General features: G+C 49.4%; 20 protein-coding genes. 5 read left to right on the top strand and 15 right to left on the bottom strand.

From position 1 onward, the window contains the following. Window positions 1-111: 111 nt before the first annotated feature. From GCU48_RS13485 to GCU48_RS13475, 3 genes are all read right to left on the bottom strand, one after another. Window positions 112-825 carry a phosphoribosylglycinamide synthetase gene (locus GCU48_RS13485; RefSeq protein WP_152380342.1) on the bottom strand — a complete coding sequence of 238 codons (714 nt, stop codon included), beginning with the start codon at window positions 823-825 and terminating at the stop codon, window positions 112-114. Between the two features lie 45 nt (window positions 826-870). Then, complete coding sequence (locus GCU48_RS13480; protein ID WP_152380341.1) at window positions 871-3,996, bottom strand: DEAD/DEAH box helicase; 3,126 nt, start codon at window positions 3,994-3,996, stop codon at window positions 871-873. Between the two features lie 159 nt (window positions 3,997-4,155). Beyond that, a complete protein-coding gene (locus GCU48_RS13475) occupies window positions 4,156-5,094 on the bottom strand; it encodes a helix-turn-helix transcriptional regulator (protein ID WP_152380340.1) in 939 nt (312 codons plus the stop codon). A 108-nt stretch (window positions 5,095-5,202) separates the two neighbouring features. Here GCU48_RS13475 and GCU48_RS13470 point away from each other — a divergent pair, with 108 nt between their 5' ends. Beyond that, window positions 5,203-5,742 carry a dihydrofolate reductase family protein gene (locus GCU48_RS13470; RefSeq protein ID WP_152382157.1) on the top strand — a complete coding sequence of 180 codons (540 nt, stop codon included), beginning with the start codon at window positions 5,203-5,205 and terminating at the stop codon, window positions 5,740-5,742. A 275-nt stretch (window positions 5,743-6,017) separates the two neighbouring features. Here the strand turns inward: GCU48_RS13470 and GCU48_RS13465 are convergent, their stop codons facing one another. The 3 genes from GCU48_RS13465 to GCU48_RS13455 form a co-directional block, all read right to left on the bottom strand. Next, on the bottom strand, window positions 6,018-7,316 hold the full coding sequence (locus GCU48_RS13465) for an ABC transporter substrate-binding protein (protein ID WP_152380339.1): 1,299 nt from the start codon (window positions 7,314-7,316) through the stop codon (window positions 6,018-6,020). A gap of 216 nt (window positions 7,317-7,532) precedes the next feature. After that, window positions 7,533-8,369: a carbohydrate ABC transporter permease gene (locus GCU48_RS13460; RefSeq protein ID WP_152380338.1), complete on the bottom strand. Its 837-nt coding sequence runs from the start codon at window positions 8,367-8,369 to the stop codon at window positions 7,533-7,535. Then, window positions 8,370-9,251 (bottom strand): carbohydrate ABC transporter permease, encoded by an 882-nt coding sequence (locus GCU48_RS13455; RefSeq protein WP_152380337.1) that lies wholly within the window; start codon window positions 9,249-9,251, stop codon window positions 8,370-8,372. Window positions 9,252-9,456: 205 nt separating this feature from the next. On the opposite strand from GCU48_RS13455, the gene GCU48_RS13450 reads away from it, so the two are divergent. Both GCU48_RS13450 and GCU48_RS13445 read left to right on the top strand, forming a co-directional pair. Next, window positions 9,457-11,271: a cache domain-containing sensor histidine kinase gene (locus GCU48_RS13450; protein ID WP_152380336.1), complete on the top strand. Its 1,815-nt coding sequence runs from the start codon at window positions 9,457-9,459 to the stop codon at window positions 11,269-11,271. Window positions 11,272-11,277: 6 nt separating this feature from the next. Next, window positions 11,278-12,903 (top strand): response regulator transcription factor, encoded by a 1,626-nt coding sequence (locus GCU48_RS13445; RefSeq protein WP_152380335.1) that lies wholly within the window; start codon window positions 11,278-11,280, stop codon window positions 12,901-12,903. Here the strand turns inward: GCU48_RS13445 and GCU48_RS13440 are convergent. The 3 genes from GCU48_RS13440 to GCU48_RS13430 all read right to left on the bottom strand — a co-directional run bounded on the left by GCU48_RS13440 (window position 12,869) and on the right by GCU48_RS13430 (window position 15,900). Continuing rightward, a complete protein-coding gene (locus GCU48_RS13440; RefSeq protein WP_152380334.1) occupies window positions 12,869-13,429 on the bottom strand; it encodes a GNAT family N-acetyltransferase in 561 nt (186 codons plus the stop codon). The genes GCU48_RS13445 and GCU48_RS13440 overlap by 35 nt on opposite strands. Window positions 13,430-13,544: 115 nt before the next feature. Beyond that, window positions 13,545-14,669 (bottom strand): NADH-dependent flavin oxidoreductase, encoded by a 1,125-nt coding sequence (locus tag GCU48_RS13435; protein WP_152380333.1) that lies wholly within the window; start codon window positions 14,667-14,669, stop codon window positions 13,545-13,547. 280 nt (window positions 14,670-14,949) lie between these two features. Continuing rightward, window positions 14,950-15,900, bottom strand: a complete 951-nt coding sequence (locus GCU48_RS13430) for a bile acid:sodium symporter family protein (RefSeq protein WP_152380332.1) — start codon at window positions 15,898-15,900, stop codon at window positions 14,950-14,952. Between the two features lie 247 nt (window positions 15,901-16,147). On the opposite strand from GCU48_RS13430, the gene GCU48_RS13425 reads away from it, so the two are divergent. Then, window positions 16,148-16,903, top strand: coding sequence for a tryptophan-rich sensory protein (locus tag GCU48_RS13425; protein WP_152380331.1), 756 nt, complete (start codon window positions 16,148-16,150; stop codon window positions 16,901-16,903). Between the two features lie 73 nt (window positions 16,904-16,976). Here the strand turns inward: GCU48_RS13425 and GCU48_RS13420 are convergent, their stop codons facing one another. Next, window positions 16,977-17,354, bottom strand: coding sequence for a RidA family protein (locus GCU48_RS13420; protein ID WP_152380330.1), 378 nt, complete (start codon window positions 17,352-17,354; stop codon window positions 16,977-16,979). 272 nt (window positions 17,355-17,626) lie between these two features. On the opposite strand from GCU48_RS13420, the gene GCU48_RS26930 reads away from it, so the two are divergent. Beyond that, window positions 17,627-18,661, top strand: a complete 1,035-nt coding sequence (locus tag GCU48_RS26930) for a DUF5643 domain-containing protein (RefSeq protein ID WP_167518691.1) — start codon at window positions 17,627-17,629, stop codon at window positions 18,659-18,661. Window positions 18,662-18,738: 77 nt separating this feature from the next. Here the strand turns inward: GCU48_RS26930 and GCU48_RS13410 are convergent, their stop codons facing one another. The 5 genes from GCU48_RS13410 to GCU48_RS28635 form a co-directional block, all read right to left on the bottom strand. After that, complete coding sequence (locus GCU48_RS13410) at window positions 18,739-19,458, bottom strand: NAD(P)H-binding protein (protein ID WP_152380329.1); 720 nt, start codon at window positions 19,456-19,458, stop codon at window positions 18,739-18,741. 46 nt (window positions 19,459-19,504) lie between these two features. Further along, window positions 19,505-20,950, bottom strand: a complete 1,446-nt coding sequence (locus tag GCU48_RS13405) for an ATP-binding protein (protein ID WP_152380328.1) — start codon at window positions 20,948-20,950, stop codon at window positions 19,505-19,507. 174 nt (window positions 20,951-21,124) lie between these two features. Beyond that, on the bottom strand, window positions 21,125-22,627 hold the full coding sequence (locus tag GCU48_RS13400) for an HD-GYP domain-containing protein (protein ID WP_152380327.1): 1,503 nt from the start codon (window positions 22,625-22,627) through the stop codon (window positions 21,125-21,127). A 732-nt stretch (window positions 22,628-23,359) separates the two neighbouring features. Beyond that, window positions 23,360-23,668 carry a LexA family transcriptional regulator gene (locus GCU48_RS13395; protein ID WP_152382156.1) on the bottom strand — a complete coding sequence of 103 codons (309 nt, stop codon included), beginning with the start codon at window positions 23,666-23,668 and terminating at the stop codon, window positions 23,360-23,362. Window positions 23,669-23,807: 139 nt separating this feature from the next. Further along, window positions 23,808-23,930: a hypothetical protein gene (locus GCU48_RS28635; protein ID WP_264083493.1), complete on the bottom strand. Its 123-nt coding sequence runs from the start codon at window positions 23,928-23,930 to the stop codon at window positions 23,808-23,810. Window positions 23,931-24,129 lie beyond the last annotated feature (199 nt).

The following is a 24,129-nucleotide window of genomic DNA, read 5'->3' as shown; positions in this document are numbered from 1 at the left end:
GCTATCACTTTTCGTTCCCCTATTGTAACTGAACTTTCGACACTCTTCGAAGCCGTTATTCAGTCCGATGCAGATGAATAGGCCCGAAAAAAGAAGTATACACCCGAATTGTTACGGAGTATGACGTTTTTGCGGAATTGCTCCCCGAGCGCGCTCTGCTACACGCTCACGTATGAGCTTTAATGCCTCTTCCGCGCGGGGTAATCCCGGCAGCAAAGCCGTAATATCCGCTTCATTCTTTGAAGCAAGCTTTTGCGGCAGACGAATCTCAATCGCATGAAAGCCCGCACCGGGGCGGTGCAATGCTCCCTCGGCAGCAGATTCAGCAATCCATTCACTAATCGCCGCCGATCCGTTGCGTCCACCCTCTGACCGCGAGGTTGGCTCAAGTGCAGGGGATGTCCCTCGCACATGGGACAGTTCTCCGGCCCAAGCGCTGAATACGTACTCCAGCAGCTCTTCCCGCGTCATTCCGATCAGCTCCAGACAGCAGTGTGGCTCGTTTTTCAGTCCAGCCTGCAGAGCTTTCTTCACGTCGTCGGCTGTACCCATATCATCCTTCAGGCTGGGAGCAGCTGTTTCGGCTGCTGCCTGAACAACATCTTCCAGTGAGAGACAGGTCTCCCCCTGCAAGAAACGGTATATGTCCCAAGGCTCCGCTTTGAGCTGCTCCAGCCATGCCGTCCGCTGTTCCGGGTTCAGTACAGGTACAGGCCCCGTCCAACGGGCAGCTGCAGCCGCCGATCTGTCTTCCGTCCCGTCGACGTCTATTTCTACTGCCCACTGACCGTCAGCTACGTTCAGCTTCACTTGCGGCCTTGTCATTGCCTTCATCCTTTCTTTACTACTTTCTTTACCTACTTTCTTTACCTAATCAATCCATACATCATTTTGCAGCGCGATCAGACCGCGCAGCTCATCGTCAGACATTTCGGTCAACCAGTGTTCACCAGAGCCGACAACCTGCTCGGAAAGCGTCCTTTTGCTCTCGATCAATTCGTCAATCCGTTCCTCCAGCGTACCTTGGCAAATCAGCTTATGCACCTGCACATTGCGGCTTTGACCGATACGGAAAACCCGGTCTGTCGCCTGATTTTCCACCGCGGGATTCCACCAGCGGTCATAGTGAATGACATGGCTGGCACGCGTCAAATTCAAACCTACGCCACCTGCACGCAGGGAAAGTACAAATATATCCGGGCCTTCTCCCTTTTGAAAGTTGTGAACAATCTCGTCCCGTCTGGTTTTTGTCAGCCCTCCATGCAGAAAATACGGCTCTTCGCCAAAGATTTTGGCCAAACGCGATACCAGCAATTCGCCCATCGACACATATTGGGTGAAAATCAGCGCCGATTCGCCATTTTCGCGAATGGTCTCCACCAATTCCAGTAATCGCTCCATTTTGCCCGAGTTTTCGGTTTTGCCGGTCTCAGCCCGCCCCGGAATGATCAGACCCGGATGGTCACAAATTTGCTTCAGCTTGGTCAGCGAAGACAGGACAAGCCCTTTGCGGGCTATGCCGATCTGTCCATCGAGCGTTCCCATCAATTGATCCACCACGCCGCGATACAAACCTGCCTGCTCCGGTGTCAGCACACAATAGGATTTTAGCTCCAATTTCTCCGGCAGATCCTTACGTATATCCGGATCGCTTTTGAGTCGGCGCAGCATAAACGGAGAGACGAGACGGTGCAGCTCACGCAACGCGGACCCGCGTTCCTCCCCCGTGGTACTGTACCGCTGACGAAACGAAGACGCTGTACCGAGATAGCCTGGGTTCAGGAATTGGAAGATAGACCACAGCTCGCTCAACCGATTCTCCACCGGAGTACCCGTCATGGCAATCCGGTGTGGTGCAGACAGCTTCATGACGCTTTGCGCCTGCTTGGTTCGTGCATTTTTTATATATTGCGCCTCATCCAGTACGATGGAGGACCAATAGACCGCAGATAAATCACTGCCGTCCCGGCCTGCCAGATGATAGGTGGTGAGGACGATATCATACTCGCGTACACTTTCTTGAAACAACTCTCCGTGCAGTCGCTGGTTACCATGATGAATGTACAGCGACAAATCCGGTGAAAACCGCTTCAGCTCCCGCTGCCAGTTGCCGAGCAGGGACGTCGGACAGATGATCAAGGCCGGGCGCTGATCCGCAGCACCAATCCCTCCATCGAGCAGGCAGGTGATAACCTGAATCGTCTTGCCAAGCCCCATGTCGTCGGCCAGGCAGACGCCAAAGCCCAAGCCGCGCATCGCAGCCAGCCACTGGAAGCCGCGCTCCTGATAGGGCCGTAATGCGCCGTGCAGCGTCTCCGGTACAGGTCGCGGCTCCACGGAACGGAGCACGCCGCCCTCAGCCAAAGACGCAAGCAAGCCGACGGATTCCGCGCCGAATATGGACAGGCCTTTCCATGAGGCTTCACCTGCGCCTTCATTTTCCGCGGCCAGATGCATCCATTCGGACAAGGTCATTTCGCCGTCTTCCCCGCGCTTGATAAAGCGCAGCACCTGACGGATTTCCTTGGGATCGACCTCGATCCATTCCCCTCCGAGACGTACATACGGCAAATTGGCCGCGACGATGCTTTCCAATTCCTCCATCGTCAAGGTCATATCGCCCAGTACAGCCTCGGCATCAAAGGAAATCATGCGGTTAATGCCGACCGACGACGTATCGGTGATCACACCATCCGGCTTTGCGCCCCGCTCCGTTGAACGCATTTTGAGTCGCAAGCCTGCACGCCTCCGGCCCTCCCGGCTCCAGCGTGAAGGCATTTGCACTGTGATGCCGTTCTTTTGCAGGGCAGGTACAGCTTCCGTCAGGAAGCGGAAGAACATCTCGGGCTCCAGTATGAGCCCCTCGGGATAAGGGCGATTCAACGCTTCCAGCAGTATAGGCGCCGCATCAGCCGCCTGTCCGAGCCGCGTCAACAGCTGTGCTTGCACTTGGCGATACACGATTCCACCGCGAATCAGATCACGTTCAGGATGCGCCCATAGCGTCAGAGCAGGCAGTCGCAATCCCGGCTCTGCATCGCTTTCCACCCAAAAGGTGATGCGCCATTCCTTGACATTCTCCTCCAGGCCAGGCTCCAAACGAAGGCACAAACGCAGCTGCCCTTCGATCGGTTCCTGCGCCTCCCGCTCCGTGACAGGCATCGCGCTTCCCTCAAGAGAGGACGCTTGAAGTACCAGCTCCTCCATTTCGACAGGTGTTCCCTGAATGGTAACCTGACGTGAACCTGTCAGCAGACTGTTCCACCACAGCTCCGCCAGCGGCGATCCTCCGCGCCGATATTCTGCGCGATATCTTCCCAGCTCACGGTCCGAGGCAGCCAGCACGGCAGTTGTTTCTGCATGAACGATCGCGCGCAGAAAGGAATATAGCACGATGCCAGCCGCATCCTCTCGTGTTTCGGGTTCCTTGCCCGCGAAGACAGCGGGAGCTGCCATACAGACAGCTGGCATCGCAGCAGCCAGCTCATGAAAGCGGCGAATGTCCTCCTCCTGGCGCAGCCGCGGAATCCATACCCCGACAGCCGCCTCCGGGCCGCGTCGGCGCGGTCCGGAGGGACGCGCCTCTGTAAGCGAAGGCACGATTTCGCCCCGCTGCATCAGCTCCAACGCAAAATAGGCGGCCTTTTGCCAATATTGCATTTCCTCACCCAGTGTAATGCCTGACGCGGCACAGCCCTTCTCGTCGATGCGAGTCAGCAGAGCCATCGTCTCGCGCGGTTCGAGCGCCAAGCCCTCCAGCGTACGGCCCAGCATAGAACGTCTTTTGCCACCTCTGCCTGCGGTCTCTACACGAGCGGTGTTCGGTATCCGCACCTCGGCAAGACGCAACGCAGCCTGCCGAAACGGCCGAAGGTCTCCCTTCAGTGTCAGCCTGCGGATTACACTGCTCCATGCATCTATACGTGGTTCCGACGTCTCACCAGAAAAGCAAAAAAACACATCTCCGAGCCATATTCCATAAAGCGGTTGATTCATATCTGTCTCCCGTCCAGCCTTTTGAATTATTACTCTTCATCATATACGAAAAACAGCTCTTTTCAAAACTTTATCGCAAAAATAAATATGAGCTGCCATCAGTTCATAGCCATAAATATTCATGTGATGAACTATAAAATAGAGGCTTGATCTATAAAATCAAGTCTCTTTTCTTTTGTCATCCGCTTCATCATCCTTCAGATAAGGATTGAGGCTGTCTTGCAGCAGTTGCTTGACCCGTATCCGCAGCTCTTTCGGATGTATGACCTCGGCCTCTGGCCCGTATTTTAACAGGTGTCTGGATACATATGTAAATTCTTCGGCCGGAATATGTCCCTGCCATTCATGATGAGAGACATTTTGGAAGATGGGGTCTGATTCCGCCAGCCGAGCACCAAATGGCGTAAATCTTATTTTTGCCGAAATTCCTTTGCGGCAATCCTCCGAAGCCAACCATTCCTGAAGTGTGGGAAGGCTGGATAAGGTGTCCTCCAGTATGGTCATTGTAATCACGCGGTCTGAGCGGTACAAAATGATCCGATCTCTGCTATGCGCAGGCATGTACCAATATCCATGCTCAAAATAGAGTCCAACCGGGTATACTTTAGTCCACTTGTCCCCAGTCGCAGAGCGGTAAAGCATGTTCACCCGCCGCCTATTCATCGCAGCCTCTAAAATAAGCGAGGTATAGGGTGAATCTGCGTGAGTGGGCAGCATGCGAAACGAAATATGATCCTTTAGCTGATCAATGCTATCCCGCACATCCTGTGGGAGCTCGGCATAATACTGCTCGGACAAATGCTCCCGAACCGATCCAAAAGGGACATCCGGTATGGTTTCCAACAGCTGCAGCATGAGAAAAAGACCAAAAGCCTCATCGCGGGCAAGGTGAAGGGGAGGAAGAAGTCGATTGGGAAGTGCCCGATAGCCGCCATGAGGCCCGGTTTCGGTATAAAGGGGTAGCCCGGTCTGCTGCAAATAGTCGAGATCTCTTTGAATCGTTCTGACGGAGACGCCAAAACGCTCGGCCAGCTCACGCGCCGTATATTTTTTTCGGGAATCCAGTATCCTCATAAGGGCGATTCTGCGTTCGTTCATAAGTACTCCTTTTGACCGATCAAAAGATAAATTCAAATGATAAATTAACTACGACAAGATATGTCATAAATATATTGTAACATAGGCGTTAGAAAGGAGCGATGAATGATGAATGTAATCAAATCAAACGAAGTTGTATTGTATATTGCCATGAGTCTTGACGGGTATATTGCATTGCCGGATGGCTCGGTGGACTGGCTGCATGATGTCAAAGGGGATGGCGGGGACAACGGTTATGCCGACTTTTATGACACCGTAGGCACGGTGCTGATGGGCAGGCTGACATATGAGGAGGTATTGAAGCTCTCCGATGATTTTCCTTATGCGGGTAAGCCATGTTACGTACTCACCCGGTCATTAACGGAGCATCAGCAAGCACCGCATGTTACGTTCACGGACGAGGCTCTGACCGAGCTTGTCCCGCGTCTGCAAGAGCAATCAGAAGGAGCTGTATGGCTGGTGGGTGGAGGCCAGCTAGTTCAAGCCTTTATGCGGGAGGGGCTACTGGAGAGGGCTATCATTGCGATCATTCCCAAAGTCCTTGGGCAAGGAATACCGCTATTTCCAGAAGGCACGCTGCCAAGTACGTTTGAACTCAAGGAAATAGAGCGGCGCGGGGATATCGTTTTGCTTCATTATGATATATAAGCCGAGCTTGAAAGTTTCATATCGTGCCACTGCGCAGTCGGATGCTGCTTCCCATCGCCACCGCCCCCGTATTTCTTGAATAAAGCCTTTTATAAGGGTAGGAAATCCGGGGACAAAAGCGACCGCTTCGCTTGTACAGCACCACTCCGCCTACTTCGTTTTTATGTACATTTTTCGAGTTCAGCCTATATAATTAATTTACAAAAAAGCCTTCGTATGTTAGGGTTATACCACTCTCTCTGACATACGAAGGCTATATCGCGTGCTCTACCTAACTATTTGCTTTTTAAATTATCCCACGTGCTCTGAAAACCCTCAAATAGTTTATTGGCATCAGATTTACCAGCCACGTAGGCTTGCATCTGACTACCAAACTCTTGCTGCGCTCCTTCAGGATAGCGGCTAAAGAACCAGCCCAGCAGCTTGTTTTCCTGACTATATTTCACGACCTCGGCACCCAATTGGCCCATATCGGACTCTGCCCCTTTTATGCTTTTGAAGGCCGGAATGAACTTGAACTCCTTGGTGATATACTGTTTCCCCTGCTCGGAGGTCACCATCCAGTTTAAAAACTCCTTCGCCTCAGCTTTGACAGATGAATTTTTGTTAACCACCCAGTTGTTGGCAACACCAACAAACAGCTTATCTCCAGCAGTAGCATCTTCACCGATCGGCATAGGCAGAATACCCAGATTCAGCTTCGGGTTAATCCCGTCAATTTGGACCTGAGTCCAGTTCCCCTGTTGCATCATCGCTGCCTTGCCAGTGGCAAAATTCGTTACCTGCGTATTGTAATCGGTCGTCAGCGGCTTCGAATTGCCATACTTGAGCGTCAGATCGAACAGCTTAATCCACTCAGCGAATACGGCATTGCCCGGGATTTTCGCAGTTCCGTCATTTAGTCCCTTGACGAAGGCTGACGGGTCCGGCTGATTGGCAAATGCCACGTTCAGCAAATGATTCCCCAGCACCCAAAACTCCTGATATCCATTCGAAAAAGGTGTAATCCCAGCGGCTTGCAGCTTTTGAGCGGCTCCCTCCAGCTCGGACAGCGTTTTAGGTGTCTCCGTAATCCCCGCCTTCTTGAACAAATCCTTGTTATAAATAAAGCCGTATCCCTCCAGATTCATCGGCTGACCATACAGCTTGCCGTCTTTGGTCATCGGCTCTTTGGCGACATCGACCACATCACCGACCCAAGGCTGGTCGGACAGGTCCTCCAGGTATTCCAGCCACGTATCCAGCTCACGATAGCCTCCGACGTTAAAAATATCCGGCTGTTCTCCAGACGCGAACTTTGCCTTTAACGCAGCTCCATAGTCACTGCCCCCGCCCACCGTCTGAATGTCGAGCTTGATCCCCGGGTGAGTCGCTTCATATTCCGCCTTCATACGATTTAGCGCTTCTGCGATCTCCACCTTGAATTGGAAAATGTGAATCGTCTTCTCCTTCACTTCCTCTTTGCCTGCATTTTGTTCGCTACCACTGCTGTTACAACCTGCCAAGACCAGTGCGAAGGCTGCAAAAAGAAGAATCAGTGCCTGGGCTTTCTTTTTATAAGAGCGTGTTTTCATATTCATGTTCCTTTCTATTTTCAGATCAGATGAACTCGAAAAATTCATATCGAAACCGAGCAAACGGAATGGTGCTGAACAAGCGATAGCGCTCGCCTTTGTCTCTAGATTCCCACCTTTATTCGTTTATTCAGGGGAATCTGGAGGCAACAGCGATGGTAAGTGCCATCCGTTTGCGGAGTGGCACAACATGAACATTTTCAGTTCATCCCACACTCAGCCTTTGACCGAACCAGCCATAATACCTTGAATAATATATTTTTGCATGGCCAGAAAGAATGCAATGACTGGCAAAATGCCAAGTACCAGAGCAGGCAATGCCAAATCCCATTGCTTTGTGTATTGTCCGAAAAAGGCATAGGTAGCAATCGGAATCGTGCGCAGTTCAGCCTTTTGCAGCACCAGGGATGGCAGGAGATAGTCATTCCAGATCCAGAGCGTATTTAAAATAATAACCGTCACCATCATCGGCAGCATCAACGGATAGACAATACGGAAAAACACACCATAGGGTGTACAGCCGTCCACCGTAGCCGCCTCCTCCACCTCGACCGGCACACCTTTGACAAACCCATGAAAGAGAAAGATGGACATAGGCGCACCAAAGCCCAAATAGCAGATCACCAGCCCAGTGATGCTGTTCATTAAATCCAGCGTGCTTACGACCTTGACCAAAGGGATCATCACCGATTGAAAAGGGATGACCATCGCAGCCACGAACAGGCTGAACAATACCCGGTTATAACGCGTCGGATACCGAACCATCCGATAAGCAGCCATCGAGCTGATCAGCACGAGCAGCAGATTGCTGACTACCGTTACCACAAGTGAATTCCACAAGGCTTCGGGAAACCGCGTAATGCTCCACGCTCTGGCATAATTACTCCATACAAAGGTTTGTGGCCAGGCCGCAGAATCGGTGAGCAGGTCACCAAAGCTTTTGACTGAGTTCACAAACAAAAAATAAAACGGAACGAGGAATAACAAAGCGACCAGGATCATGACCAGTTCAGTCGTCCATGTTCCGAACCGGTAGCGCTTGCTTGTTTCCATTTACGCCTCCACCTCCCGGCTTTTCGTCAGGCGCACCTGAAGGCTCGTAACAAGTGCAACAATAATAAAGAAAATGAGCGCTTTGGCCGTTCCCAATCCGTAACGATTATTCACAAATGCTTCATTGTAGATATTGAGTGCCACCGATTCCGTGGACCCGAAAGGACCACCCTTGGTTAACGACAAATTAAGATCGAACATTTTAAACGACCATGATATCGCCAGGAAAAGACATACCGTAACCGCAGGCATGATCAACGGCAGTATAATCGACCTTAATATTTGCATCCGGCTCGCTCCGTCAATTTCGGCTGCTTCCAGCATATCCCGTGGCACATTGGTCAGGGAAGAAATATAAATGACCATCAAATACCCGGCGGTTTGCCAGATAAATACGATTACAATCCCCCAGAAGGCCGTAATCTCATCTCCCAGCCAGGATAGATTAAAGAAAGACCAATTCGTGCTTTCTCCAATTGCGGCAAAGCCTTTGACGAAAATAAACTGCCAGATAAATCCAAGCAGCAGCCCACCGATCACATTAGGCATGAAAAAAATAGTCCTGAGCACATTTTTTGTTTTCAGCGGCTTGGTTAGGAAATACGCCAGCAGAAAGCCCATCACATTCGCAGCCACCACTCCAATCACCGTAAAACGGACCGTAAACCAAAACGCTGTCCTAAATTTGTCATCATCCCATAAAATGTGACTGAAATTATCCAACCCGACCCACTTCGCCTGATTGGCAACCCCATTCCACTCTGTAAAAGAATAGTACATTCCCAGGATGAAAGGGATTACAATAATGATAACGAAAAATAACGTCGACGGTCCTACAAAAATCCATTGCTGGAGCCATTGCGACGACTTGGCGCGGTTCAAACCGATCCCCCCTTTTGTAGTCTGTTGGTGTCAGGAACGCTCCTACGGCTCCTCAACAAGCGGCATGGATGTTTGGGCCGCAGGATTGGCGGTTCACATATTCATTATGTCGAATAAGCGCTCTTGAGAACACGCAAGATCGTGAACCATTAGGGGGAATTTATTGACCTCTGGCTTGTCTTGAATCGTGAAAGGAGCTACCTGTATGAAATTTCATAGCATTCGTTCCCGTTTGATCTGGTTTCTGCTCATTGCAGTCACCCTGCCGCTGCTGCTGTCGATGACCATGACCTTTATTCTCACCAAGCAATCCTTGCGAGAGCAGGCTACCCAAGAAAATGAACGACTTATTTTTCAGGGAATTACAAATTTGGATAACTACTTGCAGGGATTAAATCGCGCGTCCATCGGAGTTTATAATGACCCTCATTTTCTACGCAATCTGGCCAAAATTCCGGATGATTACCGGGCCGTCGCCGAAATTTACACGACGCTGCAAACGATGCTGAATGCTTCGTCAGGCATCGACCAGGTATATTTGCACTCTTTTCAGGCAGGGCAATCTACCCTGATTACCAGCACAGTCCCTCTTCGGGAATTTCGGCTTGAGCCCTTCCCCGGCTCTATCCATTACGGTTCTTCCGGATTATTCATACAGCCATCACATAAGAAGCATTTGTACGGCTTTTCGGCGGTTTCCTATGCAAAGCACGACACACAACGGCAGGTATTTACACTCCATCGGGCGATACGGAATATTCCTTCTTCAGAGATGCTTGGGGTACTGGCTATAGATGTTCGTCTCGATCCGCTGCGCAGCATCTGCCGTCAATTGTATAATGCGGATACAGAGGAGCTATTCTTGGTCGACCAGCACGGAACGATCATATATAGTGGAGATGAAGCAGCAATTGGAACACGCTGGAAGGAATCCGGCCTGTTCAATCGAATTTCTAATGAAGGCGAGCACGGAGTAATCGAGGATGATATGGCACTGCATGTGTACGGCAAGCTGGATGCCAGCCTGTCAGGCTGGACGCTCGTTAAGAAAATTCCTAATCGAACGCTTTATTTGCGGGCCACTCGCCTGACCCAGATCAATGTAGCCATTGCAAGCACCGCGTTGCTGCTTGTCATTGTCGCCACGCTATGGATTTCCATAAGAATTACGGAGCCTATTAAGCGACTGACTCGCTACATAAATCAAATTCAATCCGGTCAACTCGATGTAGACATCCGGGCCATGAGCAACGATGAGATCGGGGTGCTATCACGCAGCTTCAGACAGATGATGGATACCATCAACAACCTCATTTTGAGGGAATACAAGCTGGAGCTGGCAAACAAGACACATCAATTGAAAGCGCTTCAGGCGCAGATTAATCCTCACTTTTTATATAATACGCTACAGTCTATTGGAACGCTGGCTCTACAGCATGAGATACCGCGGATCTATTCTCTGCTCTCCTCCCTTGCCAAAATGCTGCGCTATAACATGCGAGATCATACCGTCGTTACGCTCAAGGATGAGGCCGAGCATGTAAGGCAATATCTTGATTTGCAAAAGGAACGCTTTGGGGAGCAATTAGAGGTGACTTACCAGTGGGATGATGAGGTCCTGAATGACCGCGTGCCTAAAATGATTCTCCAGCCATTGGTGGAAAACTATTTTAAGCATGGTGCTGATCCCCGGCTCGGCCCTGGCAAAATTCACATTACAGGCTACCGAATTCGCGAAGGAATTGTGAGGATCATAGTGGAAAATAACGGAGCATCCATTTCGCAGGCCGAGTTGGAGCAGCTTCAGCATATGCTGAAGCGTCCGCTAAAAGCCTACGAGGAACCGGACATCAGCGAACAGGATTCCATCGGACTACGTAATGTTCTATTGCGTATTCAGCTTCATTCGGAGGACGGTTCTAATACCCTGTGTGTAGACAATATTCTGCCTCATGGCGTTCGTTATACACTCGAAATTCGTACCGAAGCTCACACCGGAATTCATATTAAGGGAGAGTGATCTGTTATGAAAGTCTTGATTGTGGATGATGAAAAGCATGTGCGCCATGCCATTCGGATGCTCGTACATTGGGAGACTTGCGGCGTGACCGAGGTGATCGAAGCCGAGTCGGGCGATCAGGCGATTGAGCTCATCACGGCCCTTTCCCCACCTGTTGTGCTCACGGATATGCGGATGCCCGGCAAAGATGGAGTAGCCCTGATGGAGTGGATTCAGGTCCATTCCCCGGCGACCAGAGTTGTGGTGGTAAGCGGCCATGACGATTTTGATCTGGTCCGGCAGGCCATCCGCCGGGGAGGGATGGACTATATTCTCAAGCCTGTAGACCCGGTTGAGATTAACGAGGCTCTATCCAAAGCCACCAAGGCATGGCGAACAGCGGAGCAGGATCGGCGCAGGCAGACAATGCAGGCTATCGAAGTAAACCGGATGAGGCCGCACTATGCTGATAAACTCTTGACCGAGCTGGTATCCGGTACGGCGAATACCACTCTTTCCATCACGCCCTTACGCGAGGAGCTAGGTCTTCCCGGTGGGATTCAAATGTGCAATGCAGCTGTGATGAGCATCACTCAACTGGATGGCGATATGCTGGATAAATACAAAACGCGGCGTCCGCTGCTGAGCTTCTCCCTGATTAACATCTGTAATGAGTTTCTCATGGCTTCCCGGACCGGAATTGCATTCCGTCATTTGGAGCGTATGGACGAAGTTATTTTGCTGTACTGGGGCGAGCCGTCCCGTTGGCCGCTGCTTTTGCAGGATATGCACACAGGGATCAAAACAGCATTGCGATGCTACATGCATTTCGGTATTGGTTCCTTCGGTGCCTTTCCCATAGCGGCAGCTACAGCCTACCATGAGGCGCGGCAAGCATTGTGGAAACGGGATGTGTTGCAGTCCACCGATTGGCAGCACCATAATTCGCCTGCAAGACTGTCCGTGCATCTTCCCCGGCTGCCCGAGATGGAAGAAGAGCTGCGACTTAGCGCGCTCAGTTGTAACGCCAGTCGTGTAGCTGCGACAGTAGGCCACTGGATAGCAGCTGTTGCCGAGCTGCCCTCGGTCACGGCGGAGCAGCTCACTGGCTGGAATCAGGAGCTGGACTGGATGCTGGCCCGTTGGCTGAATGACAGACCCGGAGATACCGAAGGCGAGGAACTGGCCGATGGAGCAAGCTCCATTCCTGCTCTGCCCCTCGACAATCGTGGCCTGCTATCCCTGCCCTTATGGAAAAAACAGATCGAAAACCGCATTCTGGCAGCCGGTCAGGCACTTACACCAAGCCATAGTCCAAATAACCCGACGATCCGTGATATTGCCCGCTATTTGGATGCTCACTACGACGAGGATATTTCTCTACAGGATATGGCGAGCCGTTTTTACCTCAGCCGGGAATATATCTCTCGCAAATTCAAGCAGGAATACGGCGTGAATCTGTCCGACTATCTGTGCCGGATCAGGATGGACAAAGCGAAGCTGCTACTGCTGAATGACAAGCTGCGACTTCATCATATAGCCGGCATGGTCGGATATCAGGATGAAAAATATTTTGGCAAGGTGTTCAAAAAACTGGAGGGAGTCACGCCTGGCGAATTCAGAAAGCGCCATTCTGCAAATCTTCAGCTGTGATCGCATACAGCACATGATCTTCCCAGACACCATTAATCTTCAAATAATTTAGCGCCAGCCCTTCACGACGGAATCCGGCCTTTTCCATCACTCGATTAGACGGCGTATTCCTCGGCATGACCCCGGCCTGAATACGGTGCAATTCCAACTCACTCAAGGCATAACGTACAATGTCTTTCACTGCGGAGGTGGCATAGCCTTGTCCGTGATATGTAGGGTCTACAAAGTAGCCCAGATTCGCATTTTGAAAAGGGCCTCTGGCTATGCCCGACAGCTCCATTCTGCCGATCAGCCTATCATTTTCCGGCAAAAAAAGTCCAAACGTATATCCTTGTCCTGCTTGTGCAGCCTCAAGACCAACGGAGATCAGACGTGCCTGTTCTTCCAGCGTAAAGTAAACTTCAGCTCGTTCCGGCTCAAACGGCTTGAAAAACTCAAAATTTTCACGTCTGATTTCTAGTAATCGCTCTGCATCACTGACTTGTAAAAGCCGAATTTGTAGCCCGGGATGGGTGGACTGTAACATCGTCATTTTCCTTCTTTCTCTGTTATTCATATGCTTGTGGATAATCACGGACACGAGACAGGAAAATACCCCAGGTGCATGGAAGCGACCCAGGGTATTCCTATCATTTCAAAATTTAATCCGTAACAGGCAACCAGCCAGGAATCGTCGTCAACGCACCCCACAGGTAGTCTGGAATGACTAGCTCTTGCTGGGCTTGCTTGGACAAAGTCGTACGAATGGTATCTTCTGTGCCGTTCTGCACCTTCTGAACCCATTGCGGCTCCATCAGAAGCGGACGTCCGAGCGAAACAAGCGGTACACCTGTCTCCAGCGCTGCAAGCGCATTGTCCGGTGTATTCAGCGACCCAACTCCCATAATCGGCACGCGGTTGCCAACTTTCTCATGGATGAGAACGGTACGTGAACGTTCATCGCTCCGGTCACGGAACGAACCGCCGAAGAAATGGTTGACGGAAATGTGCAGGTAATCCAGCCCTTGATCCGCCAAACGGTCTACGAGTACCATCGTATCGTCCAGCGTAATACCTGGCGTGTGTCCTTCCTCAGGAGACAAACGGTACCCGAAGATGAACGGTTGCTTGGCATGCGCAGCTATCACTTTTTTCACTTCGTGGACAACCGCCAGCGGGAAGGTCAAACGTTTCTCAAGGCTTCCTCCCCATTCATCGGTACGAATGTTGGAATGCGGGGAGAAGAACTGCTGCACCAGATAGCCGTTTGCGCCGTGAAGCTCCACACCGTCATAACCCGCTTCAATCGCGCGGCGAGTTGCTTCGCCGTAGGCGCGGATGACACGGTGAATATCGTCGGATGTCATTTCACGCGGCACAGGTGCGCCTTCTTTTTCCTCAGCTACTGCGCTTGCACTGATCGGCTGTCCGTCCGGAATTTGATCCGGTGGACACAGGCGACCACCATGATAAATTTGCAGGATTGCTTTCGCACCCTCCGAATGAATCGTGTCAGCCAGACGGCGCAGGCTCGGAATCATTTCGTCCTTGTCGGCACCAAACTCATTTACGAAGCCTTTGCCGTCTGGAGTCACATACACACAGGCCGTAATGACTGCGCCCACCCCGCCGGAACGTTCACGGTAGTAAGCCAACTCCTGGTCACTGACCTCACCATTTTCATGGGAAGCAAAGTTAGTCATAGGGGCCATCGTAATACGGTTTTTCAACGTAACGCCAGATGGCAGGGTAAAAGCTTCAAATAAAGACTTATATTTCGGATTCATCCATTTTCTCTCCTTCAGTTTAAGTCAGATCAGATAAGCCCGTAAACCATGAAGCCGAATGCGAATTCGGAGTAATTTTACTTCGATGATGAAGCCTGTCTGCCGTTGCTTATTTTAATTGCTTACTTTAATACAGTGGTTATAATAACCACAGTATAATGATCCGCCCCCATAAAGTCAAATCCTACCTTTCTGACCTCCTTAAACTGTCCCGAAAACCTGAACCTTAGCCGCTTTTCACAAGCCATCGACTTATGACAAGTCGCCTATGACAAATAGCTTAATTGCTTCCACCTGTGCTATTCTTCTCCTCCCGGCGGGAAAACCAGGTCGCGAGCAACGAGCCGGAAATATTGTGCCACACACTGAAGATCGCACTCGGCACAGCAGCAATCGGGTTAAAATGAGCAGCTGCCAGCGCAGCGCCCAAGCCGGAATTTTGCATCCCCGTCTCCAATGTAACAGCTTTACGTTTGGACAGATTCATGCCGAACAGCTTGGCAAACCAATACCCTAGTAGGAACCCGATACCATTATGTAAAATGACTACCGCAAAAATAATCGGGCCGGTTTCCAAAATCTTGCCCTTGCTGCCTGCAACCACAATCGCCACGATCAGTACAATCGCCAGCGTCGATACAAGCGGCAATGCCTTGACACTCGCATCCGCCTGTTTGCGCAATAGCGATTTAACGATAACGCCCAGCACTATCGGTACGATAACCACGATGAGAATATCCATAATCAGCGACTTTGCATTAATATTCATCCAACGCCCGGCAAGCAGGCTAATCATGGCCGGGGTCGCCAATGGAGCAATCAGCGTCGACACTGAAGCAATCGACACACCCAGCGCCACGTCACCTTTTGATAAAAGAGTCATGACGTTGGACGCGGTTCCGCTTGGGCAGCAGCCTACCAAAATAACTCCTACCGCAATATCCGGCGGCAACTGCAGTACCAACGCCAATGCATACGCCAGAAACGGCATTATCAGATAATGCCCGACTACACCAATAGCTACATCGACCGGACGACGAAATACTTCACGAAAATCCGCCGAGGATAAGGTTAATCCCATGCCGAACATGACGATGCCAAGAAATAGCTGTATGTATCCTTTTAACCCTATAAACGCCGCAGGAAAGAAAAACCCCAAACATGCAAATAAAAGTACCCAGATCGAAAAGGTTCTTCCCGCAAATTTCCCTACTTTTTCCAAACTATTCATTCCACTTATCTCCTTACTTCTATATAAGCTGAATTTGAGCAAATCCAGCTTATATAGTGCTTAAAATTTTTTTCATTGTACTACATATGACTGCATATACATACAACTTTTTATGAATATATTTGGACCCTGAAACTTTTTCCTGCTTGAACATAATTGGTAGCAAAGTGGGTATATTCATAATAGAAGATGATGACCAGTCGGTCATTTCGTTCATCACTCACTCATTTAGGAGGGAGGTATCTCTATGTCGCGAAGCCATCCGTATAAATGGTGGAACATTCTTGCATTCATCGCTGTTATCGTTGTTAATATTTTGGCTTCTACACTTTCCATCGGCGGCAGAAGCACTGCTGCTGTATCCAATATGTATCCTACCTTGGTAATACCAACAGGCTACGCATTCTCCATCTGGTCGGTCATCTACCTGCTGCTTGCCTGCTTTGTCGTGTATCAAGCCACACCTGCAGGCCAAGCGAAGACAAATGTCCAGTCCATCGGGATTTTCTTCATTTTAAGCTGTCTCTTCAACATCATCTGGATTTTCCTGTGGCAGTACGTCTATGTAGAGCTGTGCGTCATCGTCATTATTTTGTACTCGCTCTCCCTGAGCGTCGTATACGCACGTACCCGCACGCCACAACCAACTCGCGGGGAAATGTGGTTCGTCAAGCTGCCATTCAGCCTGAATCTCGGTTGGGTGTCTGTTGCTACCATTATCAACATCGCGGTTGCCCTGAATAAAAATGAATGGAGCGGCTGGGGACTCAGTGAACTCACATGGGCAATCACTATCCTGCTCATTGGAACCGCCATTGCCATCCTGATCAGCTTCCCTTACCGTGACAGCATATATCCTCTCGTATTCGTATGGGGCTATGTCGCCATCGCCATCGGGCATCCAGACCATGAGAAGGTGCGGCTGGCTGCATTGATCCTGGCGGCAATCATTCTGGTGTACGCGCTATGGCTATTCTTGGCACGTAACCGCGACCGGGATTAAAGGAAACTAATGTCATCTGTAACGAGAACAAACGGGTGCCTCTATTATAGGGGACACCCGTTTGTCGTATTTATTAGCCTTTCAATGCAATGACTTCAATCTCCACCAGTGCATCCTTAGGCAGACGGGCTACCTCCACCGCACTGCGAGCCGGATACGGCTGCTCAAAGAAAGAGCTGTACACTTCATTGACGCTGACAAAATCGTTCATATCCTTCAGGAATACAGTCGCTTTCACAACCTGATTCATATGGCTGCCTGCCGCGTCCAGGATGGCTTGTACGTTGCTCAGAGACAAACGCGCCTGTTCCTGTACGTCTTTACCAAGCTCACCTGTCGCCGGGTTCAGTCCAAGCTGTCCTGAGGTGTAAATAAACCCGCCCGCCTCTACCGCTTGACTATAAGGGCCGATAGCACCGGGTGCTTTTTCAGTAGAAATGGTTTTCTTCATATCTATTGGAGTCTCCTTCCTGATACTAGTTTTACCGTATTATAGCACGGGATGTCTAATGCCACTATTCCGCCCCCATATCTGCACTTATGGATGGTAAGTTGCTCTTAGATACTATTTTTCCAGTTGTGCTATATTTTTCCGACCCGGCTGTAACCTTTAAAGCTTGTGCATCATCTAACTTGATGTACACCTTTTAAAAAAAGATTTTACGCATTTAAATCCAGGTACAATGATCACAGCCAGTTTAGACGGGAAAGGAGCACCATCCTTTGAATCTCGAATTAAAATTACACCAAGCAAGGCATGGGGACCGCAAGGCATTCGTCGCCTTGATGAAGCATATGGAATCCGATATGTACGGTATGGCGCGTTCCATTCTCCGCAGTAATGAGGATTGCGCAGACGCGATGCAAGAAGCAATGCTCAAGGCTTACAAATCTCTGGGTGAGCTGCGTGAGCCCCGTTATTTTAAAACATGGCTGCTTCGCATCCTTATTAACGAGTGCCATCTGATCCTCCGTAAGCAAAAGAGGGTCGTACCCGTGGCGGAATTTATAAGGGAACCCTCCACCTCAGGCGGATATGAAAAAATCGACCTATTCATTAACGGAAAATCAATGCTTAGCCAAAATGGTGTATTTAGCTATTTGGGAGAAAGCCCGGGCAGAGACAGCAATTCCATGCTGATTTCCTACATGCGCGACCCTGCCAGCGGGCTGCCCGCCTTGCCAGAGCAATTTGATCTGAAAGTATATGCCAAGCTAAAGGGAGTGACGAAACCATTTGAACTGAAAACTATCGTCTACAAAACAAAGCTGGATAACAAGGTGCTCAAGCCACAGATCAGCAAAGCGAATACGTATCTCAAATTTACTGTAAATCGGGTGGAAATGACGCCAGTTACGACCAAAATCCTCACAACGTTCACTATGCTTGTGGACCTTAAGGATATGCCCGACGACTATGCAGAAGAACGCAAGTATATTTCCACAGAGGGACCGCACAAAAACTATACTAAAAAAGTAGTCAAATCTCTTGATTATGCGGTATTCGACGATCAGGGACGTGAATTGGAAATGCTTAGAGGCACGGGTAAAACACTGTCCAAAAATCAACCTGGACAGATGGTCATGTTGTTTACTCCTTTTGTTGATCCGCCGAAAAAGATTACCTTCAAACCATTTATTCATCCTTTGACTCCGGATGGAAGAGCTATTCTGGACGCTAATGGCCACTGGTCTCGCCAATACCTTCCTGAATTTGAGATTACGATAGATGTACCGAAAAATACAAACCATAAATAAAGCCGCAAATAACGCCGCTGTTATCCGAACCATCGAGTGACAGCGGCGTTGTTACCATAGGGTGTGCCAGTCCACTCTTACACATTATTATCCGGTCTCATTCCTGCGCCAGCTTCCTCCTCATCGGATGCCAGTTCTGCACCGATGACCCGGATGATATCATTCGGATAAATATGTACACCGTTCGCCTGCGCGAGCGCAATTCGTACCATGGCTCGTGCGATGACCGAGGCCGGGATAGCACGGTAGGGAGCGAGCTTGCCCGTCATCATGCCATCCAGTGCCTTCATGACGACAGCGGCAGCAGCTTCGCCAGCACGGCGTTCAGGTCTCGCGCCCAGAATCAGCGACGGACGAAACAAATGGAGCGCAGGCAATCCAACAGCGGCAAGTGCCTCTTCGGCTTCTCCCTTGGTACGGTTGTAAAACACACGCGAATTCGGGTTGGCTCCCATCGAGGAGATCGCAAGCATCTGCCCAGCACCGGCTTCCTTTCCCAGCCGTGCGGTCAGAACAGGATAGTCCAGATCCACCCTGCGAAACTGCTCCTTGGAGCCAGCCTTCTTCATCGTTGTCCCTAGACAGCAAAAAACATCATCAGCCCCTTCGAAGGCGGACGCTGTCTTCTGCGGCTGCTCCCAGTCGATGTTTGCCTGCTCAAGCTTGGGATGCTTGATTTCCAGCGGGCGTCTGCCTACAACCATGACGCGGCTGTATTCCTTTTGCACCAGCAGCTCCCGTACCACATATCCCCCGACAAGCCCCGTTGCCCCTACAACAACCGCTTTACGTTCCATGATGACCTCCTTTGTGCACCTAGCACTTCTGCTTCTACATGGCGCATCAGGTTAATTTAAATGGCTGCTTGCCCGCCTCCTTGCTTTCAGACGGACACATAGGCAAATACAGGGAAAAGGTACTTCCCTTGCCTTCTTCACTCTCCAGACGGATAAAACCGCCCAGCAAGCGCGAAAAATCGCGACTAATCGACAATCCCAATCCGGTTCCTCCATATTTGCGATTAATCGAACTGTTCGCCTGCTGAAATGCCTCAAAAATAATATGCTGCTGAAGCTCAGAAATACCGATTCCCGTATCTTTCACTGCCATGATAACCCAATCCCCCTCCTGTCCCTTTCGATCCAGATGCTGTGTGCTGATTTCCAGCAATACACTTCCTTCATGAGTGAACTTAAAGGCATTGGACAATAGATTGCGTAAAATTTGCTGTACACGTTTGGGATCGGAGCGGATTTCATCCGGTATATTTTCATGTACCTTCAGGCTGAATTCAATATTTTTATCCTTTGCAGTGACTTCAAAATGCATCATCATCACCTGCGTAAGCTCGCGTATATTAACCGGTTCATTTACAATTTCCATGCGCCCAGCCTCGACCTTGGACAGATCCAGAATGTCATTGATTAATTGGAGCAAATCATGCCCTGAGGCATAGATCAGATCACTATAGAGGGATAGCTCGTCCTCATCCAGTTCCTTTCCCTGCTCGTTAATAATTTGTGCCAGATTAATAATGCTGTTAAGAGGTGTACGCAGCTCATGCGACATCGTTGCCATAAAATCCGATTTATACTGAGAGGCCATCATGAGTTGCTTGGCACGTTCCTCCAACACAACCTTCGCCTTCTGCAGCTCATTGCGCTGCTTCGATAGTAGATGGTTCGCCTGTTTAATCTGAGAATTGCGCAGTTGCTCCATCTGAAAATCACGTAAAATCAGAGCAAATAAAAAGCTGAGGACCACGCCGATAGGCAGTGTAAGAGGAACAACCTCCGCTACATAATAGCGCCAGGGAATAACACCAAGGAAGGCAATATTTATCGTATTGACGATATTAACCGCTAAAATGGTCACCGACGCCTTAATGATCAGACGCAAGGTGGACCGACGCATCCAGTAGTTCAATCCGGCACACAGTACGCCCAGAATGCTCATATTCAGGAAACCAACCCACGCCGCCATATTCAGACCAAAGGTAAATCTCGTAAGTCCGATCGCCACGCCAATAATAATAAGCGTGTAGGAACGGGGATACACCAACGCCGCAATAATCAACGGAACGAAGCGCAGATCGAAAATTACCGTCTCACTAAAATTAAAGCCAAAGCAAGAGCTGATCCATCCGCCAAATACCACCAGCAGCACCGAGCTGATATATTTGAACCGCGAAGAGGTACGACTCAAACCATATTTATAAATCACATTCGCCACATAGGCAACAGCTATCAGCATTCCCAAATTGATTACAAACATCATCGAAAATTGCACGGACTCACACTCCCATAGCACAAAAAATTGGATGCCACGCCTATGCTAACCGCTTTTGTCTTTGTTGTACATCATACCATGAAGCACCATCTTTCGACATGTCCAATGACGGTTCAAGGGGTATCAAAAAAAAGCGAACCGCAGTGGCTCGCCCTCGTGGAGTTATCTCTGATTTCAGCTTATGATGCCCTTATTCCGGCGCCATTCCCGAACAAATAATTCGGCGAAGTAAGGATCCCACTGGCTCCCTTTTCCTTCCTCCAATATCATAACCGCCTTCTCTTCCTTCATACCTTTTCGGTATGGGCGATCCGATGTCATCGCGTCGTACGCATCTGCTACGGCAATAATCCGCCCAAAAAGCGGGATATCTTCACCGGAGAGCTGGTCTGGGTATCCCTTGCCGTCATAACGCTCGTGGTGCGAGCGCACACCAGGCAAATAAGGAGCCATGGCATAAGCCGGTTCAACCTGGCGGAGAATGCTTTCTCCCATGACGGGATGCATTTTAATCTGATCAAATTCCTCGTCCGTCAGCTTGCCATCCTTGAGCAGTACAGCATCAGGCACGCCGATTTTACCGATATCATGCAATAAGGCTGTTTTACGCAGCAAGTCAAGATCCGTCTCATTCAAGCCACCTTTTCGCCCAATGAGTACAGAATACTCAGCCACACGCAAAGAATGCCCCGCGGTATAGGCGTCCCGTGCATCCAGGGCCGCCGCCAAGGTAGCAAAATAACTGTCCAATAGCTGACCGTTCTTTTCTTCCCGCTCCTTCAGACCCTCGATCATCATGTTAAAGCCTTCGATTAACTCCGCAAATTCATCGGAATACAAGTCGCTGGCGTTACTGTTCAGGTGACCTTCCTTTACTTCGTTCATTTTCTCCAGCAGATGATGGATCGGCTGCTCGATCTCACGGGTCAGCAGTCTTCCTCCCAAATAGGCAAAAGCTACACCAAAAATTAAAATCGTTCCAGCCCATAGCCAGTAGGGGCTGGAGGAGGTCGCATCCAATCGTTCCAGCCGAATCTGCGTAGCCAGACAAAATAAAAACAGCGGAAAAGCACCGATTAGCGTCGCGCTCAACTGAAATTTATGCCGCAGCGATAGCAGCACGCGCCCTCGCAGTGACAGGTTCAGTCCATATTGCTGATAGGTCCGTTCCTGTAGCCCCTCCAGCAGCGGCCGAATCGCTCTCATTGTCAGAAAAAATTCAACCAGTGCATGCATGGAAGCAACCAGACAAGCACCTATACAAGCAATTCCTACGTAATAAGAGGGAAAAGCAAGCTGTCCGGTATGGATCATCCATAGGGCTATACCTGCTGCCGGGATGGAGAACCCTAACAAATGCGGGCCAATAATACGTAAAGCCGATAAATTAGGCAGATGATGAACCCGTATGTACACCGCTTCTACATCCTTGAATGTTGTTGGTTTGCCGTGGAAAAAATGATGAACCGGTCTCAGATGCATCCGGAACGCTATCACTTCACAGCCAATCATAATAATGCTGGACAATACAATGATTTTCACAAGCCCCAGAAATTCATAGTGGGCTACATTTAACGTGGAAAATACAAAAATCGCACCTACCAAAAGCACAGCGGCCAACGAACCTATAACATAGTTCAGGATAACATGCTGAATAAAGCGCTTATAGATCGGCAAATTGCTACCCCTCTTTTCATCCGTACGCTCATATAATATCTTGTTTATTCAATATCGGAGTCCAACCATCAAAAGTTAACCTTCGTTGACAACAAAACAACCACGTATCCGATGATACGCAGTTGTCGTGATTACAATTGAATGCCCCTTGCGTTTTAGAAACATTCCTGCTATACTATGGGAATATGTATTAACCCCATAGGATTCCGCGTAACAGGCTATACTCCTTATCACCGCATGGAGCTTCTCCAAATTTTATGTATAACCCAAATGTAGAATTTTGAGCTTTTGCCGTAAGATTTTCACATTCACACTGGCGCGGTCATCGGAGCCGCAAGGACGAAAGAGAGGTAGGGCTTTTGTCGTTTGGAAAATGAACAGTGGAATCAGACTGCCCCTAATGAACATGCTGACCATATTATGCAAGGTAGCAGGGGTTGAATATATATTATGCCGTCAAACGATGAAGTTTGAACAGGCCATGCAGTCTACATAGACTGCAATCAATCCTCCGGATGATCCCCGGGGGATTTTTTAGTTGATTCACCAAATGAACATGTTATAAACAAAAAAGTGGCCCTGCCGATACATCGACAGGGCCTATAGCTTGATCAAAAAGGGGTTAATACGGTCATTATAGTCTCTCTTTCTTAAAATTAAATGATATGCACCTTAAAAACTCATTAATTTTCCAGTTTAAAATGCCTTAGCATTTTGCAAAATCCTCACCTTCTAATAATTCGTCCAATATTCTGTATTGTCGAGCGGTGTCATCGGTGTAGTGGAGCGCCCTGTTTCCATTGGAGTACGCCTATGGATCGAAGGCCGCTCCCACCCTTCAAGTAAAATTACATGTTGGGTACCTGTGTTATTTTCCCATGTGATATAACGCTCTTGTTCCATATGTCGCAAGGCAGCTGTAATTTCAGCGTCTCGCTTGCCCGTTTTAACAGTTAATTCCGTCATCGTCGGCATGTGGCGATGCTGGGCAAAATAGTTGTACAAGATACGTAATAGCTTTCGTTCCAAATCAGGCAGCATCATCTTTCCTCCCTTTCCAGATTCCCAGCCAGCTATTGACCGGGATGATAGTCAAAAAGAACATATGTTCCCATTATAGCATATAAAAATGCACCCTCCTACCGGAAGATGCATTTAGGCTTGTATGCCCATGCCAAATTCAGTTTTTTTCCTTCTCCTGACGGCCGACAGAGCGCAGCCACCAGACGATTCCCCCAACGCTTCCCAGTGCCAGAACCGTCAGGAAAATAATATAGAACAAATGAAATGCACGATCACTCATGGCAATCGCCTCCTTACCTTATGTATACACTTTCCAGCCAGGAGTGTAAACCTCTTTTTGATTCTTCAGTCTATTTTTTTCCAACCCCTTAACAAAAAGGCTTTGGTTGTGGGTGTTCGGTGCATGCTAACCCAATATGGTTAATACCACATATGGCAATACCAAATATGACAGACCAAGGAGGTTATCAAATATGAAA

The organism is Paenibacillus brasilensis (genome assembly GCF_009363115.1).
GTDB classification, from domain to species: Bacteria; Bacillota; Bacilli; order Paenibacillales; family Paenibacillaceae; genus Paenibacillus; species Paenibacillus brasilensis.
Note: the sequence above shows the minus strand (reverse complement) of the source record. Positions and strands in the feature narration are given on the sequence as shown.

Bases quoted from the DNA above. Each gene is read 5' to 3' on its own strand.
- GCU48_RS13485 (WP_152380342.1), bottom strand. From the start codon at position 825: ATGACAAGGCCGCAAGTGAAGCTGAACGTAGCTGACGGTCAGTGGGCA.
- GCU48_RS13480 (WP_152380341.1), bottom strand. From the start codon at position 3,996: ATGAATCAACCGCTTTATGGAATATGGCTCGGAGATGTGTTTTTTTGC.
- GCU48_RS13475 (WP_152380340.1), bottom strand. From the start codon at position 5,094: ATGAACGAACGCAGAATCGCCCTTATGAGGATACTGGATTCCCGAAAA.
- GCU48_RS13470 (WP_152382157.1), top strand. From the start codon at position 5,203: ATGAATGTAATCAAATCAAACGAAGTTGTATTGTATATTGCCATGAGT.
- GCU48_RS13465 (WP_152380339.1), bottom strand. From the start codon at position 7,316: ATGAAAACACGCTCTTATAAAAAGAAAGCCCAGGCACTGATTCTTCTT.
- GCU48_RS13460 (WP_152380338.1), bottom strand. From the start codon at position 8,369: ATGGAAACAAGCAAGCGCTACCGGTTCGGAACATGGACGACTGAACTG.
- GCU48_RS13450 (WP_152380336.1), top strand. From the start codon at position 9,457: ATGAAATTTCATAGCATTCGTTCCCGTTTGATCTGGTTTCTGCTCATT.
- GCU48_RS13445 (WP_152380335.1), top strand. From the start codon at position 11,278: ATGAAAGTCTTGATTGTGGATGATGAAAAGCATGTGCGCCATGCCATT.
- GCU48_RS13440 (WP_152380334.1), bottom strand. From the start codon at position 13,429: ATGTTACAGTCCACCCATCCCGGGCTACAAATTCGGCTTTTACAAGTC.
- GCU48_RS13435 (WP_152380333.1), bottom strand. From the start codon at position 14,669: ATGAATCCGAAATATAAGTCTTTATTTGAAGCTTTTACCCTGCCATCT.
- GCU48_RS13430 (WP_152380332.1), bottom strand. From the start codon at position 15,900: ATGAATAGTTTGGAAAAAGTAGGGAAATTTGCGGGAAGAACCTTTTCG.
- GCU48_RS13425 (WP_152380331.1), top strand. From the start codon at position 16,148: ATGTCGCGAAGCCATCCGTATAAATGGTGGAACATTCTTGCATTCATC.
- GCU48_RS13420 (WP_152380330.1), bottom strand. From the start codon at position 17,354: ATGAAGAAAACCATTTCTACTGAAAAAGCACCCGGTGCTATCGGCCCT.
- GCU48_RS13410 (WP_152380329.1), bottom strand. From the start codon at position 19,458: ATGGAACGTAAAGCGGTTGTTGTAGGGGCAACGGGGCTTGTCGGGGGA.
- GCU48_RS13395 (WP_152382156.1), bottom strand. From the start codon at position 23,668: ATGCTGCCTGATTTGGAACGAAAGCTATTACGTATCTTGTACAACTAT.
- GCU48_RS28635 (WP_264083493.1), bottom strand. From the start codon at position 23,930: ATGAGTGATCGTGCATTTCATTTGTTCTATATTATTTTCCTGACGGTT.